This window comes from Streptomyces sp. NBC_01214 (assembly GCF_026340975.1).
Taxonomy (GTDB): domain Bacteria; phylum Actinomycetota; class Actinomycetes; order Streptomycetales; family Streptomycetaceae; genus Streptomyces.
Genome location: NZ_JAPEOS010000001.1, coordinates 4,207,790 through 4,222,405, shown reverse-complemented (window position 1 = coordinate 4,222,405; position 14,616 = coordinate 4,207,790). Strand labels below are relative to the sequence as shown.

The following is a 14,616-nucleotide window of genomic DNA, read 5'->3' as shown; positions in this document are numbered from 1 at the left end:
CATGACCTGGATCGCCGCGGTCACGCGGTTGCGAGCACGCCGGGAGCCCGGCGTGCTCGTGACCGTCGCGACCGTGCGCGGCCACGCGCCCCGTGGGGCCGGTGCCAAACTCGTCGTGGGACAGACCGAGACCTGGGGGTCGATCGGCGGCGGCAACATCGAGGCCGTCGCCATCGACCGGGCCCGCCAGCTGAACGTCGAGCCCGATCCCGAGCCGGAACTGATGGAGTTCGCCCTCAACGACAAGGTCATCGGCCCCCACGGCGTGCAGTGCTGCGGCGGCGCCGTCAGCCTGCTCCTCGAGCCCCTGCCGGTGGTCCAGGCGGTGGCCGTCTTCGGCGTCGGGCACGTCGGACTGGAGCTGGCCCGCATCCTGGCCCGCCACAACCTCGATCTGCACCTGATCGACACCCGGTCCGACATGCTCACCGAGGAACGACTCGGTGTGCTCGCGGATGCGGTGGCGCAGATCCACGTGCACCACGCACCGCTGCTTCCGGAGGAGGTGCTCGCGGAGCTGCCGCCCGGCGCCCACGTCCTGATCATGACCCACGATCACGCCGAGGACGCCGCGCTGTGCGACGCCGCCCTGCGCACCGCCGGTCTCGGCTCGATCGGGTTGATCGGCTCGGCCGCCAAATGGGTGCGGTTCCGCAAGCGCCTGGCCACCGAGGGCGGCCACGACGCCGCCACGATCGACCGGATCAAGACCCCGATCGGCATGACCGAGATCACCGGCAAGGAACCTGCCACGATCGCGGTGAGCGTGGCGGCGGACCTGCTCCGGACCTTCGAGCAGGACCGCCCCGGGGCACTGCCGAACACGGTTGCCGAGGCCCCCAAGGCCCCGACGGCCCCTGAGGTCCGCGAGGTCCCCGGGGTCCGTGAGGTCCCGAAGGCCCCCGCGGTCCGCGAGGTCCCCGGGGTCCGCGTACGCTCCGGTATCCGCTAGGACGCTGCTTCCGGATCGAGCCTGGACCGGCCCGATCCGGAAGAGGCGGCCTCGTGCGGGAAGCTGCCCGGGCGGGCTCGGCAGCGGCTCAGCGGTTTCGGCGGTTTCGGCGGCGGCGGACAACCGCATGGCTGTGTCAGTGGGTTCCTCTACGGTGCCCGGCATGATGCATTGGATACACGGCGCGCTCCCGCACCACGAGGAGACCAACGTCGTCTTCTTCCGAGGGTTGCCCCTGGATGCGCTCGTGCGAGGACTCCTCGGTCAGCGGCGCATGCCACTCGCGTACGGCAAGGGAACCGGCTGGGGGCTGATGATGCACGACATGCTCAGTTGGGACAGCGGCGATTACGGCCTCGCCCACTACCGGCGGCTGTGCCCGGACGGCGGCGAACTCGTCGTCTTCGTGACCGAGCCGTGCCGGGCGAAGGCCCACGGTCCCTGGTTCGAGTACTACCGCGACGGGAGCCTGATCACCGGCTTCAGCTTCGAGAATCCATCCGGCGGAGTGGGCGAGGAGCCCGATCTGCTGCTGCCCGTCCTCATGGCGGCGAATCTGGTCGGGCCGACGGCAGACCTTGACAGGGATGACAACGAGGAACGAACGGTGCAGGCGATCACCGACTTCTTCTCCTTGCCCGAACTCGAAATGCCTTGACCGAGGGTTCCAGAAGACTTGTGCGCGACGCACGCGTCATCGTTTCAGCAACACCCTTGTGAGGTGGTGCAGTTGCCGGCACCTGCGACAACGGTCCGCTCCGCGCGCCCGGCTCTTCCCCGGGCAGGACGAGCTACTGGAGACTCCAGCGGTGCGGATGCTCGGGATCGTTGGGACAGGCGAACACGTTGAGCTCGCCGCAGCGGCCCACGGTGACCGCCGTGGGAGTGGCGCTCCGGTGGGTGGGCTGGTTCCGGTCCTCCAGCGGTCTCCAGCTGCCGCTGCCGCCGTCCCATTCCGAGCTGTCGATGGTCAGCAGCAGGCGCATCGGTGTCGTGCAGGTCGGACAGTCCATGGGGTACGGGTCGGTGGCGTGCCAGGAGGCGAAGCCGCCCACGCGCCAACCGGGCGGGACGGACAAGTCGTACTGGTACCCGAGCGGCTCCGGCGCACTTGCGTCCGCCGCATGCTCGACTCCCGCCTCAAGGGCGTCCTCCCAGGCGTCGATCCGGGCGCACAGCCCCTCGGGCAGAAGGCCGGCGAACGGGTAGGTGACCACCTGCTCCGGGTGCAGCACGCAGGGCTCGGGCACGAAGCGATCAGATCCGACGACCAGGGGGCGCGGCGGCGCGGTCAGCACCTCGCCGACCTCCCACGACCGCCGCCAGCGCAGGTACAGCTCCAGTTCGTACCGGCCCGGACCGTGCGCGTCGAAGGGGCACCAGAAGATTTGGAGCAGATCGCTGTCGCCCGGACCCGTCGGTAGGTCGGGCACGTCCCGCCGATACAGCTGCGCGAGGCCGATCATCGGCAGCGGGTCGGTCTCGGACGCCCCGGGGATCCGGTGCTCCCGGTCCAGCTCGCCCAGGAGCTCGCGTTCCTCGTCCGTCGGGCCGGGAGTCTGCTCGCGGGCCCATGCGGAAGCCAGGAGCTGCCGTTGGCGACGGATGTCAGCCGGGCGTCGACCGCGCCCACGGCCGTGCGCCTCGGCGCACACCGGCCACGGCTCGTCCGTCGGCCACAGCATGGGACCGCCCACGGAACTGGCCGAAGGGGCCGGCCTGCCCGGCCGCGGATGGAGCCGCGTCGTCGTCCCCCGGAGGGTGGCCAGTTCCGGGAAGAGCACCTCGACGTCAACGGGGCGCGGGGGCGTGGTCCTCGTCATGGACGCGACCTTAGCTACCGGAAGTCCTCGCCGCCGCAGCGACCGGGGTGGCCCGGCCCCCAAAAGGTGCCCAATCCTGTTCGTGCCTCGGCCGCGTTCCGTGGTGGAGAAGGTCGGAACGGGTTGGCCGGTGCGGCGCATCCCCCGTGAGAGCTACCAGGGTTGTCCATCGGCGGGTGATTCGCGGACGTCTCCGGATTCCTAGCGTGGTCGTCAGGTCGCCGCCGGTGCGACCACCGCCACAGGGGAGGCCATCATGAGCACGACATCCACGGCGAAGCACGAAGCGGACCCCGGTCCGGACACCGAGCCGGTTGGTCGGGGCGGCCGTTTCGGCAGGATCCTGCGCTCCCCGCTCGGCTGGACGGTGACCGGCCTGCTCGGGGTCGGGCTGGTCGCGAGCGTGACCGCGACGGGGCCCGGTCCGGTGCCGGTGCTGGGTGCGGCCGCCGCGGTGGCCGTGTACGCGCTGGTGATGCGCCGGCTCGCGGGGCGTGCAGCGCCGGAGATCGCCCGGCCCGGCGCGCTGCGCGAGGCGCTGCTCGGCGGTGGGATCGGTCTGGGCTTCATCCTCGTGTCCCTGCTGCTGATCTCGTTGTTCGGGGGCTATTCCTTCTCCTGGGCCGGGAAGAGCTTGCTTCCGGTCGTCGGGTCCGCGGTCATGGTGCAGATCGGTACCGCGGTCACCGAGGAGCTGATGTTCCGCGGCCTGTTCCTGCAGGGCCTGGAGCAGCGGTGGGGCAGCCGGATCGCCATCGCGGTGACCGCGGTGTTCTTCGGTGCCGCCCATCTGGGCGGGGCGGGGGCCGGCCCGTGGAGCGCGCTGGCGATCGCTCTGCAGGCGGGTGTGATGCTCGGCGCCGCGTACTTGTGGCGGCGTAGCATCTGGTTCGTCGCGGGCCTGCACTTCGCGTGGAACACCGTTCAGCAGCTGGCCGGTGTTCCGGTCTCCGGGCACACCCCCGAGGGCCTGTTCACGGTGGAGGCCCACGGCTCGTCGCTACTGACCGGCGGTATCTTCGGTCTGGAGGCATCGGTCGTACCCATCCTCCTCAGCGTGCTGATCACCGTCCCGATGTTCGTCCTCGCCCGCCGGGTCGGTAACCTGCTGCCCCGGCAGCGGGCCCGGCACTAACACAGACCGACCGAAGGATACGGAAGTGACGTCCCGTCAGCCGCCTTGGGGCCTCTCACGGCTCCGGGCGCCGCTCAACTGGTGGAGGGAAGGGGCCGCGTCCTTCCAGGACGGCGTCCTGGCCCTGGTCCTCGCGCTGCTCGCCTTCGCACCGACCCTGTCGAACATCGGCGCGCAGATCGGCGATCTGCCCGAGGTGCCGGCGAGCGTGCTGAGCATCGCGCTGACCCTGGCCCAGACCCTGCCGCTGGCGGCCCGGCGCCGGTGGCCCGCCGTCTGTCTGGCCGTCGTCGCCGCTGCGTTCGCCACGCACCAGGCGCTGGGCTTCGCGACGACGTTCGGCAGCGTGGGCCTGTACGTCGCGCTGTACTCGGCCGGCGCCCATCAGGTCCGCTTCCGCCGGAGCACGGCGGCCGCAGCGAGTGCGGGCTACGTCGCCCTGGCCCTCGTCCTGAACCGTCTCGGCTCACCGCTGGGCATCGCGGACTTTTCCGCGTTCTATCTGACTCTGGCTGCGATCTGGCTGGTGGGGAGCAACGTGCGCGTGCGCAGGGCGCAAGAGGCGGAGCGGCGGCGGCTGGCCGCCGAGGTGGCCACGGCGGCCGAACGGGCCCGGATCGCCCGTGAGTTGCACGACGTGGTCACCCACCACGTGACGGCCATGGTGGTCCAGGCCGACGCGGCACAGTTCCTGATCGCTTCCGCGCCGGAGCGGGCCGAAGAGGGGCTGGTGGCCGTCAGCGACACCGGGCGGCGGGCGCTGAGGGAGCTGCGGTACCTGCTCGGCGTGCTGGAGGCGACCGGCGAGAGCGCGGCCGGAGAGGCGGCGCGTGCGGAACGCGCCCCGACCCTGGGGCGGGTGACGGACCTCGTCGAAGGGGCCCGCAGGTCCGGCCAGCCGGTCGAGTTCAACGAGCGGGGCGAGCGGTGGCCGCAGCCGGTGGACGTGGAACTGGCCGCCTACCGGGTGGTGCAGGAGGCGCTCACCAACGCGATGAAGTACGCGGCCGGGCAGCCGACACGGGTCTCGGTCCACCACGGCGGGGAACGCATCGTGATCACGGTGGTCACCGACGGATCCGCCGGCTCCCCGCAGGCCGCACCAGTACCGCACGGGCCGGGACCGCAGGGCGGGCGAGGTCTTGCCGGCCTGCGCGCCCGGGTGCGGATGCTCGATGGTCAACTGGAGGCCGGACCCCGGCCCGAGGGCGGATTCGAGGTCCGCGCCACGATTCCCACCGAACCCGTGCAGGAGTAGCCCCGTGAGCCAGAGCGACGCGCCGCCGCCGCCGATCCGCGTACTCGTCTGCGACGACCAGGCACTGGTGCGCACCGGCTACGTGACCATCTTCTCCGCGCAGCCCGACATGGAGGTCGTCGGCGAGGCCGAGAACGGGCACGAGGCGGTCCAGGCCGCGCGGCGGCTGCGTCCCGACGTGGTCGTGATGGACATCCGAATGCCCCTGCTCGACGGCATCCAGGCCACCTCGCAACTGGCCGGACCCGGTGCCGAGGACCCGCCGAAGGTCCTGGTCGTCACCACCTTCAACGTCGACGCGTACGTGTACGACGCCCTCAGGGCCGGAGCGAGCGGCTTCCTCCTCAAGGACGCACCCCCGGTCGAGCTGGTGGGCGGGATCCGGACGGTGGCCCGGGGCGAGGCCCTGCTCGCGCCCGCGGTCACCCGCCACCTCATCGGCCACTTCGCCGAGCACATCCGCCCCACCAACCCCGAAGGCGAGAAGGTCGTCAAGGCGCTGACACCGCGCGAGCTGGAGGTGTTCCAGCAGGTGGCCGAGGGCCTGTCGAACGCGGAGATCGCCGAAGCCCTCTTCATCGCCCCGGAAACCGTCAAGACCTACGTCTCACGGATCCTGGCCAAACTCGGCCTGCGCGACCGGGTCCAGGCGGTCGTCCTGGCCCACCGCGCCGGACTGGTGTCCGGCACCGCCTGACCGCCCGGCCCGGACCCGCCTGGAGCCCGATCCTCCTCAGAGGCCTGAATCGTCGGTCAGAGCAGCCGCGGTCAAGGTGAGGTGCTGGACCAGGAGCGCGGCTGCGGTGTCTGCGTCGCGGGCCAGCGCCGCCTCCTCCAGCCTGCGATGCTCCATGGCGCCGTCCCGGTCGGGGTTGCGGTGCGCCGACCAACGGCGGGCCAGCTCACTCGCGGTCCACAGGCGGTCGAAGGTCTCCAGCAGTGCGCTGTTGCCACACCCCTCCAGCAAGGTGCGGTGGAAGGCCCTGTGAGCCTCCGCCCACGCGCTCGTGTAGTACTCGCTCTCCTGCGGCACGTACGCCGGAGTGCGCACCAGACGATGGTGGGCGGCCCGCACGCGGGCTTCCCAGTCGACGTCGCCGCGTTCGATGGACATGCGCAGTACGACCGGTTCGACGGTCCGGCGGGCTTCCGCGATCTCCTGCCAGCGGCGGTCGGAGAAGGACGGGACCGCGAAACCGCGGTTGGGCAGCCGGTCGGCGAGCCCCTCGCCGACCACCCGCACGAGCGCCTCGCGCACCACGGCCAAGCTCACGCCCTGCTCCTTGGCAAGGTCCTGCGGCTTGAGGGGGGCGCCGGGAGAGTGGTCCCCGCGCATGATCGCGTCGCGCAGGTGCGCGTAGACCTGCTCGGAAAGCATCTGCTTCCCCGGCGGGGTGGAGGAAGGCGCCGTCTGAATCATGAGCCCATCCTAGACGATCCACTAAATAATCGATTATTAGTGTTACTGTCGATTCAGTAGCTGCTGATGACAACCCCTCGTCCAGAAAGGAACGACCGCCGCTCCCGCCGACGACCCTTCGCCCGTCTCCCCGAGAGCGCCGACGCCACCGGAACCGGCTCACAAGTGCTCGAGGGTGCCTACCAGTTGTCCAACGACGCCCGCGTGGCCCGCTACATCGGCGCAGCCCCGCCGGCCGGACACGACCCGCACCGTTCCTCGCCACAGGCGTCCGCCTGACAGCGCCTCCCGACTCCCCGGAGACACCACCGCCATGCACCTGGACGACCTTCCCGACTCCGCCCTCCTCGGCGACGGCCCGATGGACCTGAACGCCGTCCGTGACGTCAGCCGCGTCGTCAGCGCCGCCCACCTGTTCATCTACCTTGCCCCCGAGAGCGCCGAGGAGGCCGCCGGACTCGGCGTGACCGACCGCGGGCCGGCGTATCTGGCCTTCCGGACGGCCGCGATGGGCGCGGTTCCGTGGCACGTCACGCTCGCGGCCTTCTACAACTTCAGCCCGCGGGCGGTGCGGGCCATGGCGGGCGTGTGGGACGCCGCGCCGCCTGAGCGGTGGCAGGCCGCCCGTTTCCTGGCCGCCGGTCGGGCGATGCGGCGCGTCAACGTACACCTCACGGACGATCACCTTGCCGAGGCGCGCTCGCTGATCGACCCGGTCGTCGCCGGTGCCGACTACGCCGGCAAGGTGCTGGCCGCCGCGAACGCCTCGGTCGCGCTTCCGTCCGATCCTCTTGTCGCACTGTGGCAGCAGATCACGGTGGCGCGCGAGTGGCGCGGCGACGCCCATCTCGTCGTACTCGCCGACAACGGCCTCGGGCCGTGCGACTGCCTCGTCCTGCACACCGCAACCGGCCGCCTGCCGACAGCTCTCGCGCGAGCGACCCGTCAGTGGGACGACGAGGAGTGGAGCGCAGCGACGGCACGCCTCGTCGCGCGCGGCTGGCTCGACTCCCACGGCGTGGTGACCGACGCCGGCAGTGCGGCACGCGAGCGCATCGAAGTGGAAACGGACGAGCACTGCGCCGCGCTATGGGCGCCGATCGGCACCGCGGGTGCCCGCCGCTTTGCCTCGCTCATCGCGCCGATCGCCGACGCGTTCACCGCGGCGGGAACGTTCCAGCCCGTTCATGGACGGTCTGACCTCGCATGAACGGCATGAACGGCATGAACGGCCCTTTGCGCGAGCAAGATCAATCACGAGCCGCAGCCCCCGCCGATCCCGGATCCGATCGTGCGAGAAACGGGCCCATGACGGACCCTCAGCAGCTCTCCCCGGCCATCCTGCCGCTCGCGCAGCGGCACGGTCGCCTCCGCCGACCGAGGCCCGGGCCGGACTGGGTGGGCCGGGCGAACCGGATCCCGTGCCCGGCCAACTGCGGCGCTGGACGTGTACTCATGGGGCCACGGAAGGCAGCCGGGCCGGGCCGGCCCGGCCCCGACGGCCGACGGCGCCCGCGCCCCGAGGTCAGGAAGTGCGCTTCAGGGTCCAGGTGTTGGGGCTGAAGCTGGGGACGGCGGAGTAGCGACAGCCGCTCGAGTAGTAGGTGTTGGTGATGGTCCAGCCGGCGGGCGGCCACGTGGACGCGCAGGCGGCGACCTGGGTGCCCACCGGGTAGCCTCTGAGGTCCTTGATCTGCTTGGTGTTGGGCGTGAAGCCGGATCCGCACCCGCCGCTGTTCCACCACTGGGCGTCCACCCAGCCGTCCGGGGTGAGCGTGCTGGAGCACATGGTGAGCGTGTCGCCGGGTGCCGCCGAGGCGGGGCTCACGGCGACGGCGAGGGCGGTGACGGCCATGGTGGCCAGAGCGGCGGCGTGACGAATGCGGATCACGGGACGTTCCTTCCTGGGTGCCCTGGAATCGCTGCCGACCGTCGGCAGGTGTACGGGGCACCGGGTCATTGCTATCCGACCGGTTCAGACTCCAGAAAGTCACCTTTTGGGCATACCTCGGCGACGGTTTAGAGCCGCCGCCGTGCCCGGCCCCCGAAGCCGCGGTCAGCCGATGGGCTGGCGCATCTCGGCACGCACCTTGAGCGTCGTCTCGGCGGTCTTGGCGAGGTCGACGGACCCGGGCTTCTGCTGCGCGCTCTCCTCGCTGAGGATGCCGACCGTGGCGCCGGTGTTCTCGTCGACCCAGGCGCACATCGGCAGGGTGCCCTCGACCCCGTTCTGCCGCACCGTCAACACCTGGCAGGACAGCGTGACGTCGGAGCCGGTGGGCGTGATGTCCCGCGCGGGGACCGCCAGGGACGCGCCTTTGGAGTCCGCGGCGCCGCGCAGCATCTTCTTGCGGGCTCCCGCGGTGTCCTTGAACTGGCCGTACATCCCCGAGACGACGAGGGCGCCCGACTCCTTCGGGGACTCGGAGGCGTACTGACCGGCGGCCGGCTTCGGATCGCGGATCTTCGAGTCGTAGGCGCCGTCCAGGGCTTCCTTGCCCGCGGTGGCCGAATGATCCTGGACCAGCTCGTACTTGCCGTCCACCAGGGTCTTGGGAACGGTGAGCCGGTAGCGGGCCTCGGGGAAGCCGGATCCGCTCAGCCTGATTCCGATCGCGCCCAGCGCGCCGAGCAACAGCACTGCTCCGGCGATGATCCCGATCACCATGCCGATCCGGTTCTTGCGCGGCGGCGCGCCCATCGGGTGCTGCCCCCAGGCTCCCTGACCGGGGTGGGAATGCGGCGGACCGGGCTGCCCCGAATACGGCTGCCCCGGATACGGCTGCCCCTGGTACGGCTGGTGGTGCGCGGGTGCCTGTGCGGGTGGCTGTGCGGCGTACGGCTGTCCACCGTAGGGGCTCGGGGGCTGCGGGGGCCCGTACGGGCCGGGGGGTTGCTGGGGCGGCGGCGTGCTCATGCTCAAACGTTACGTCAGCCCCGCGCACCGTAGAGTTCCGGCCGTCCGTGGTCGCGGGGACCGCCCCCGGGATCCGTTCTCTCCGGGCCGGGCGTACGCGTGATCTGGGCCGGAACCCGCCCTGGAAAGTAGGATCAAGGAATGTCTGACACGACCGAAACTACGCCCGGCTGGCTGAGCAGCGACGAGCTGGAAATGGCCAGGGCCCAGATGCCCATCCTCTACGTCGAGGCCGTGCCCGTCCGCGTGGACGACACCGGCGAAGTCACCACCATCGGACTGCTCCTGCGGATCGGCACGGACGGGGCGATCAGCCGGACCCTGGTGTCCGGCCGTGTCATGCACCACGAGCGGATCCGTGACGCGCTCCTGCGCCACCTGGAGAAGGACCTGGGCCCCGTGGCCCTGCCCCGCATCCCCACTTCCCTCCAGCCCTTCACGGTCGCCGAGTACTTCCCCACGGCGGGCGTCACCCCCTACCACGACCCCCGCCAACACGCGGTGTCACTCGCCTACGTCGTGCCGGTCACGGGTGATTGCCGCCCCCGTCAGGACGCCCTGGACCTGGTCTGGTTCAGCCCGCAGGAAGCACTCTCGGCAGCCGTGCAGGGCGAAATGCCGGGCGGCCACGCGGCGCTGCTGAAGCAGGCGCTCGCGCACGTCGGCTACACGTACTGAAGTCGCCGCGCACCCCGCGCGACGCCACACGCCCGACTCCGGTCGCTGTCGACATCGGTAGCGGCAGCGACCGGACCGGACTCGGGAGGACGGACGCTCCCCGTCCCGCACTCCCCCGGTCCCTCCGGGCTCCCGCGGCTACGAGGTCTGCGCCGGGGTGAACTTCGTGAGGACCAGCAGGGTGTCGACGAGGTCCTCGGCGGGGGCGCCGGTCGCCAGGCGGCGCAGCTGCTGTCCGAAGACCAGGGCCACGGCCACACCGGCCAGGCGTTCGGGGTCCGGGACGCCGAGATGGGTCAGGATCCGGGTGGCCAGCAGGTCGTAGGCGGCGAAGCACTCGGCCGCGGCGGCACGCAGCCGTTCGTCCCGGCCGGCCTGGACGTACAGCTCGAACGGCGCGATGTGGCGGCTGTCGAAGGCGTTGCCGCCCGCCACCTGCGCCACCACCTCGGCCGCCTGCCCGATGTCGAACTGCTCGTCGGAGCAGTCGTCGGCGAGCGCCGTGAAGTGCCGGGTCTCCTCGGCCACGAAGTGCAGCAGACTCTCGCGCAGCAGCTCGTGCTGCGTTGCGAAGTGGTAGGTGACGGAGCCGAGGGAGACTCCGGCCTCCTTCGCGATCCGCCGGTTGGTGACGGCGGCGATGCCGTCCTGCCCGATGATCCGCAGTACGGCGTCGATGATGCGCTGGCGGGTGTCGGAAGCATGGGGCATGGCGTAATTCTGCCCCATCGGCCGGCTCGACCGCCCGGGCGGGACCGGGGAGTTGGGGACGACGAGGTGTGGACAGGGAGCGGGGCCGTCCCTACTGTTCGTTCGAACGAACAGTTGAAGGACTTCGCCAGCCGCACGGGAGTGGTCGTGGACATATCCGGATCGAACGTTCTCCTCACCGGCGCGACCGGGGGCATCGGCGCTGCCCTGGCCGCGCGCCTGACCGCGCAGGGGGCCCGCCTCACGGTCACCGGGCGGCGGGAGGAGGCCCTCAAAACCACCGCCGACACCTGCGGCGCCCGTACCGTGGTCGCGGATCTGGCCGTACGGTCCGATGTCGTCCACCTCGCCGAGCGGTGCGCGGAGACGGACGTCCTCGTCGCGAACGCCGCGCTGCCCGCCAGCGGCGACCTCCTGGACTACACCGAGGACCAGCTCGACCGCGCCCTCGACGTCAACCTCCGTGCGCCCGTCGTGCTCTCCCGGTTGCTCGCGGAGCACATGGTGGGCCGCGGCCGCGGCCACATCGTGCTGGTCGGCTCCATTTCCGGCAAGGCGGCCACCAAGTCGACCTCCCTCTACAACGCGACGAAGTTCGGGCTGCGCGGATTCGCGCTCGCCCTGCGCCAGGAGCTCAGGGGTACGGGGGTGGGGGTGTCCCTGGTCCAGCCCGGCTTCGTCCGCGACGCGGGGATGTTCGCGGCCACCGGTGCCACCACGCCGAACGGCATCAGGACCGTCACACCCGGCCAGGTCGCCGACGGCGTCGTACGGGCCGTCCGCCGCGACCGCTGCGAGGTCAACGTCGCGCCGCTGGAGCTGCGGCTGTTGAGCGCCGTCGCCGGGCAGTTCCCCGGGTTCGCCGAGCGCATCCAGGGCCGTATGGACCTCGACGGGTCCGTGCGACAGATCGTCGAGGCCCAGCGCTCGCGCCGTTAGCCGGAGCCGGCCGTTCCGGCATCCGCCCGCACCTTCGTACCCTTCGCGCCCCGCGCCCTCGCACCCTCGCACCCTCGCACCCTCGCACCAGCACGCACGCCTTCCCTGCCACCCCACGTGAACGGAGAGCACGGCTGTGCCGAGTGAACACCTCCCGAGCGTTGCGCCCGACCCGGCCCCCGACCCCGGCTCCGACCCCGGCTCCGACTCCGGCTCGGGCTCCGGCTCGGGCTCCGGCTCGGGCTCGGGCTCCGGCCCGCGTGTCGAGCGCCGGTCCCTGCTCCGCTTGGGGGCCCTGCTGGCCGCGGGCGGAGCCGCCGCGCTGGTCCCCGCGCCCGTCGTGCACGCCGCGACGCGGGGCCGGGGCAGCGACACGGTGACCACCACGTACCGCGGCCACTCCCCCTACGGCAACGACCAGTGGGCGTACGTCGCCTTCGACGTCCCCGCCGGGGTCCAGCGGATCTCCGTCGCCACCACCCACGACACCGCCGCCGGGATCCTGGACCTCGGCGCCTTCGGCCCGGCCGGCTTCCGCGGCTGGTCGGGCGGCGCACGGTCCGGCTTCACCCTGTCCGCGGCGGACGCCACCCCCGGCTACGTGCCCGGACCCGTCGAGCCCGGCGCCTGGTCGGTCATCCTGGGGCCGATGGTCGCCAGCGCCGGTGGCATGGCCTGGCAGGTCGACGTCACCCTGCACCACGGGGAACCGCTGCCCCGGACCCCGTACGACCTCCTGCCGGCCGCGGTGGCCGGGCGGGGGCCCGGCTGGTACCGCGGCGACCTGCACCTGCACAGCGTCCACTCCGACGGGCAGCGCACGGTGGACGAGATCGTCGCGGCCGCCCGCCAGGAGGGGATGGACTTCATCGCCACCTCCGACCACAACACCAGCTCCACCGGCGTAACCTGGCGCGGCAACGTCCCGACCGACCTGTTGGTCATCAACGCCGAGGAGGTCACCACCCGCCACGGCCACTGGCTGGCCGTCGGGCTGCCGCAGGGCGAATGGGTGGACTGGCGCTACGGGCCCGCGGACCAGGGGGCCTTCGAGGGCCAGGCCCGGCGCGTGCACGGTCTGGGCGGACTCACGATCGCCGCCCATCCGCTCACTCCGGCGGCGGGATCCTTCTGGGAGTTCGGCCTCGACCGCGTGGACGCGCTGGAGGTGTGGAACGGGCCGTGGACCCTGGACGACGCGGCCAACATCGCCGCCTGGCACGTGATGCTCTGCCTCGGCAAACGGGTCGCCGCCGTCGGCAACAGCGACGCGCACAGCCCGGCGGACGCCGTCGGCCGGCCCCACAACGTCGTGTACGCCGCCGGCCTGTCGACGCCCGCCGTACTGGACGCACTGCGGCTGGGCCGGTCGTACGCCGTCGAATCCGCGGCCGTGACCGTGGACTTCACCGCCCGCTCCGGCGGAGCGGTCGCGGGACCCGGTGAGGAACTTCCCCTGTCGTTCTTCGACGCCGTCGACGTGACCTTGAACGTGACGGGTGCTCCGGACAGCATCGCCACGCTGTACACCGAGTGGGGCATCATGGCCGCCACCTGCATCGACGGCAGCGGCACGGGACAGCTGCGCTGGCGCGGCTGGGGCAAGGCCTCCCTGTTCGCCCGGGCCGAGGTGCGCCGGCCCAAGCCCGCCTCCACCACCCTGGACCAACTGGTGGCCCTCACCAACCCGGTGTGGTTCTCCTCCGCGCAACTGCCCCCGTACGACGTCGAACGGCGGGTGCTCTTCCACACCGAGCGCCGCCCCGACGGGTCGTGGAGCGGCATGCGTCCACTGCCGGGGGCCGCCGGCGCCGGATCCGGCTCGGGCTCCGGATCCGGCTCGGGTTCCGGGTCGGTCTCGGGATCGGGCTCGTTCGCAGCGGTCCACAGTGCCGCGGCCGGCATGGCCGACGGCTCGGTCGTGGTGCTGGGCATCGCGCCCGACCACGGTCTGTGGCTGACCGTCGTACGGGGTTCGGACACGCTGCAACCCTGGCAGCGCGTCGCGGGACCGGACGGCTCGACCGGGTTCACCGTGCGGGAGGCGGACATCGCCGCCTTCCCCGACGGCACCTGCCAGATCGTGGTGACGGGCATGGACGGCACCGCCTTCCACCAGCAGCGTCGTGCAGACGGCGCGCTGCCCGGCTTCCGGGCCCTGCCCGGCTCCACCGCGAAGAGCCGCTGGGGCGCCACGAAGGTGTCGATCGCCGCCCTGCCCGACGGGTCGGCCCAGCTGCTCAGTTACGGCACGGACGGTGCCATGTACCACTGTGCGCGCGGGCGGAACGGTGCGTGGACGGCTTGGGGACGCCTGGCCGGCTACGACGGGGCCCCGACGTTCTCCGGTCCGGCCCTGGCGATCACCGGGATGCCCGACGGGTCCTCCCAGGTCCTCGCGATCGGTCTCGACGGCATGGTGTACCACCAGCTGCGGCGGCCGGACGGTTCGTGGACCGGCTTCCGGCCCCCGCGGGGCGTCATCACGGCGACCATGGGGGCCAGCGCCATCGGCATCGCCGGGACACCCGACGGCTCCGCCCATGTCGTGGCGGTCGGGCTCGACGGACGGATCTGGCACGACGTCAGGAGGCCGGACGGATCCTGGACGCCGTTCTCCCGGATACCCGGACCGAACAGGAGGGACCCCTTCCCCGCGGGACAGGTGCGCATCACCGCCCTGCGCGACGGCTCCACGCACGTGACGGCCATCAGTGCCGGCTAGACGGAGCGACCGCAGCGTGGTCAGCGGCGTGCTGACGGGCCCACCAGCACGCCGCCGC

13 protein-coding genes and 2 pseudogenes are annotated in these 14,616 nt (G+C 71.9%); 10 read left to right on the top strand and 5 right to left on the bottom strand.

What is annotated here, in order from left to right; genetic code table 11:
• Position 1: 1 nt before the first annotated feature.
• Both xdhC and OG594_RS19850 read left to right on the top strand, forming a co-directional pair.
• Positions 2–796: pseudogene (gene xdhC / locus OG594_RS19855) on the top strand (xanthine dehydrogenase accessory protein XdhC); the annotation flags it as partial.
• A gap of 319 nt (positions 797–1,115) precedes the next feature.
• The gene (locus OG594_RS19850; protein WP_266600744.1) at positions 1,116–1,610 is read left to right on the top strand and encodes a hypothetical protein; all 495 of its coding nucleotides are present in this window, start codon (positions 1,116–1,118) and stop codon (positions 1,608–1,610) included.
• Between the two features lie 133 nt (positions 1,611–1,743).
• On the opposite strand, the gene OG594_RS19845 is transcribed toward OG594_RS19850, so the two are convergent.
• Complete coding sequence (locus OG594_RS19845) at positions 1,744–2,775, bottom strand: hypothetical protein (protein WP_266600742.1); 1,032 nt, start codon at positions 2,773–2,775, stop codon at positions 1,744–1,746.
• A gap of 256 nt (positions 2,776–3,031) precedes the next feature.
• Between OG594_RS19845 and OG594_RS19840 the strand changes: the two genes are divergently transcribed.
• The 3 genes from OG594_RS19840 to OG594_RS19830 are packed head-to-tail and all read left to right on the top strand — an operon-like array spanning position 3,032 to position 5,865.
• A complete protein-coding gene (locus OG594_RS19840) occupies positions 3,032–3,910 on the top strand; it encodes a CPBP family intramembrane glutamic endopeptidase (protein ID WP_266600740.1) in 879 nt (292 codons plus the stop codon).
• A 25-nt stretch (positions 3,911–3,935) separates the two neighbouring features.
• Positions 3,936–5,168, top strand: a complete 1,233-nt coding sequence (locus tag OG594_RS19835; RefSeq protein ID WP_266600738.1) for a sensor histidine kinase — start codon at positions 3,936–3,938, stop codon at positions 5,166–5,168.
• A gap of 4 nt (positions 5,169–5,172) precedes the next feature.
• Positions 5,173–5,865, top strand: coding sequence for a response regulator transcription factor (locus OG594_RS19830; RefSeq protein WP_266600736.1), 693 nt, complete (start codon positions 5,173–5,175; stop codon positions 5,863–5,865).
• 36 nt (positions 5,866–5,901) lie between these two features.
• Here OG594_RS19830 and OG594_RS19825 read toward each other — a convergent pair whose 3' ends face one another.
• Positions 5,902–6,588, bottom strand: a complete 687-nt coding sequence (locus OG594_RS19825) for a GntR family transcriptional regulator (RefSeq protein ID WP_266600734.1) — start codon at positions 6,586–6,588, stop codon at positions 5,902–5,904.
• A gap of 153 nt (positions 6,589–6,741) precedes the next feature.
• Here OG594_RS19825 and OG594_RS19820 point away from each other — a divergent pair.
• Together OG594_RS19820 and OG594_RS19815 are read left to right on the top strand one after the other, a co-directional pair.
• Positions 6,742–6,843 (top strand): annotated as a pseudogene (locus tag OG594_RS19820) (YbhB/YbcL family Raf kinase inhibitor-like protein); the annotation flags it as partial.
• A gap of 58 nt (positions 6,844–6,901) precedes the next feature.
• Positions 6,902–7,798 carry a hypothetical protein gene (locus OG594_RS19815; protein ID WP_266600732.1) on the top strand — a complete coding sequence of 299 codons (897 nt, stop codon included), beginning with the start codon at positions 6,902–6,904 and terminating at the stop codon, positions 7,796–7,798.
• Between the two features lie 315 nt (positions 7,799–8,113).
• On the opposite strand, the gene OG594_RS19810 is transcribed toward OG594_RS19815, so the two are convergent.
• Together OG594_RS19810 and OG594_RS19805 are read right to left on the bottom strand one after the other, a co-directional pair.
• Entirely contained in the window at positions 8,114–8,479 is a 366-nt protein-coding gene (locus tag OG594_RS19810; protein WP_266600731.1) for a hypothetical protein, read from the bottom strand.
• 165 nt (positions 8,480–8,644) lie between these two features.
• On the bottom strand, positions 8,645–9,505 hold the full coding sequence (locus OG594_RS19805) for a hypothetical protein (RefSeq protein WP_266600730.1): 861 nt from the start codon (positions 9,503–9,505) through the stop codon (positions 8,645–8,647).
• Positions 9,506–9,646: 141 nt separating this feature from the next.
• Between OG594_RS19805 and OG594_RS19800 the strand changes: the two genes are divergently transcribed.
• Positions 9,647–10,183, top strand: coding sequence for an NUDIX hydrolase family protein (locus tag OG594_RS19800; protein ID WP_266600729.1), 537 nt, complete (start codon positions 9,647–9,649; stop codon positions 10,181–10,183).
• A 138-nt stretch (positions 10,184–10,321) separates the two neighbouring features.
• On the opposite strand, the gene OG594_RS19795 is transcribed toward OG594_RS19800, so the two are convergent.
• Positions 10,322–10,894: a TetR/AcrR family transcriptional regulator gene (locus OG594_RS19795; RefSeq protein ID WP_266600727.1), complete on the bottom strand. Its 573-nt coding sequence runs from the start codon at positions 10,892–10,894 to the stop codon at positions 10,322–10,324.
• A 147-nt stretch (positions 10,895–11,041) separates the two neighbouring features.
• Between OG594_RS19795 and OG594_RS19790 the strand changes: the two genes are divergently transcribed.
• Positions 11,042–11,833 (top strand): SDR family oxidoreductase, encoded by a 792-nt coding sequence (locus OG594_RS19790; protein WP_266600725.1) that lies wholly within the window; start codon positions 11,042–11,044, stop codon positions 11,831–11,833.
• A 136-nt stretch (positions 11,834–11,969) separates the two neighbouring features.
• Entirely contained in the window at positions 11,970–14,558 is a 2,589-nt protein-coding gene (locus OG594_RS19785; protein ID WP_266600723.1) for a CehA/McbA family metallohydrolase, read from the top strand.
• The last annotated feature ends 58 nt before the right edge of the window (positions 14,559–14,616 follow it).

What these genes read in the sequence shown, in the direction of transcription:
- OG594_RS19850 (WP_266600744.1), top strand. Translation starts at nt 1,116, where the DNA reads ATGATGCATTGGATACACGGCGCGCTCCCGCACCACGAGGAGACCAAC.
- OG594_RS19845 (WP_266600742.1), bottom strand. Translation starts at nt 2,775, where the DNA reads ATGACGAGGACCACGCCCCCGCGCCCCGTTGACGTCGAGGTGCTCTTC.
- OG594_RS19840 (WP_266600740.1), top strand. Translation starts at nt 3,032, where the DNA reads ATGAGCACGACATCCACGGCGAAGCACGAAGCGGACCCCGGTCCGGAC.
- OG594_RS19825 (WP_266600734.1), bottom strand. Translation starts at nt 6,588, where the DNA reads ATGATTCAGACGGCGCCTTCCTCCACCCCGCCGGGGAAGCAGATGCTT.
- OG594_RS19815 (WP_266600732.1), top strand. Translation starts at nt 6,902, where the DNA reads ATGCACCTGGACGACCTTCCCGACTCCGCCCTCCTCGGCGACGGCCCG.
- OG594_RS19805 (WP_266600730.1), bottom strand. Translation starts at nt 9,505, where the DNA reads ATGAGCACGCCGCCGCCCCAGCAACCCCCCGGCCCGTACGGGCCCCCG.
- OG594_RS19800 (WP_266600729.1), top strand. Translation starts at nt 9,647, where the DNA reads ATGTCTGACACGACCGAAACTACGCCCGGCTGGCTGAGCAGCGACGAG.
- OG594_RS19795 (WP_266600727.1), bottom strand. Translation starts at nt 10,894, where the DNA reads ATGCCCCATGCTTCCGACACCCGCCAGCGCATCATCGACGCCGTACTG.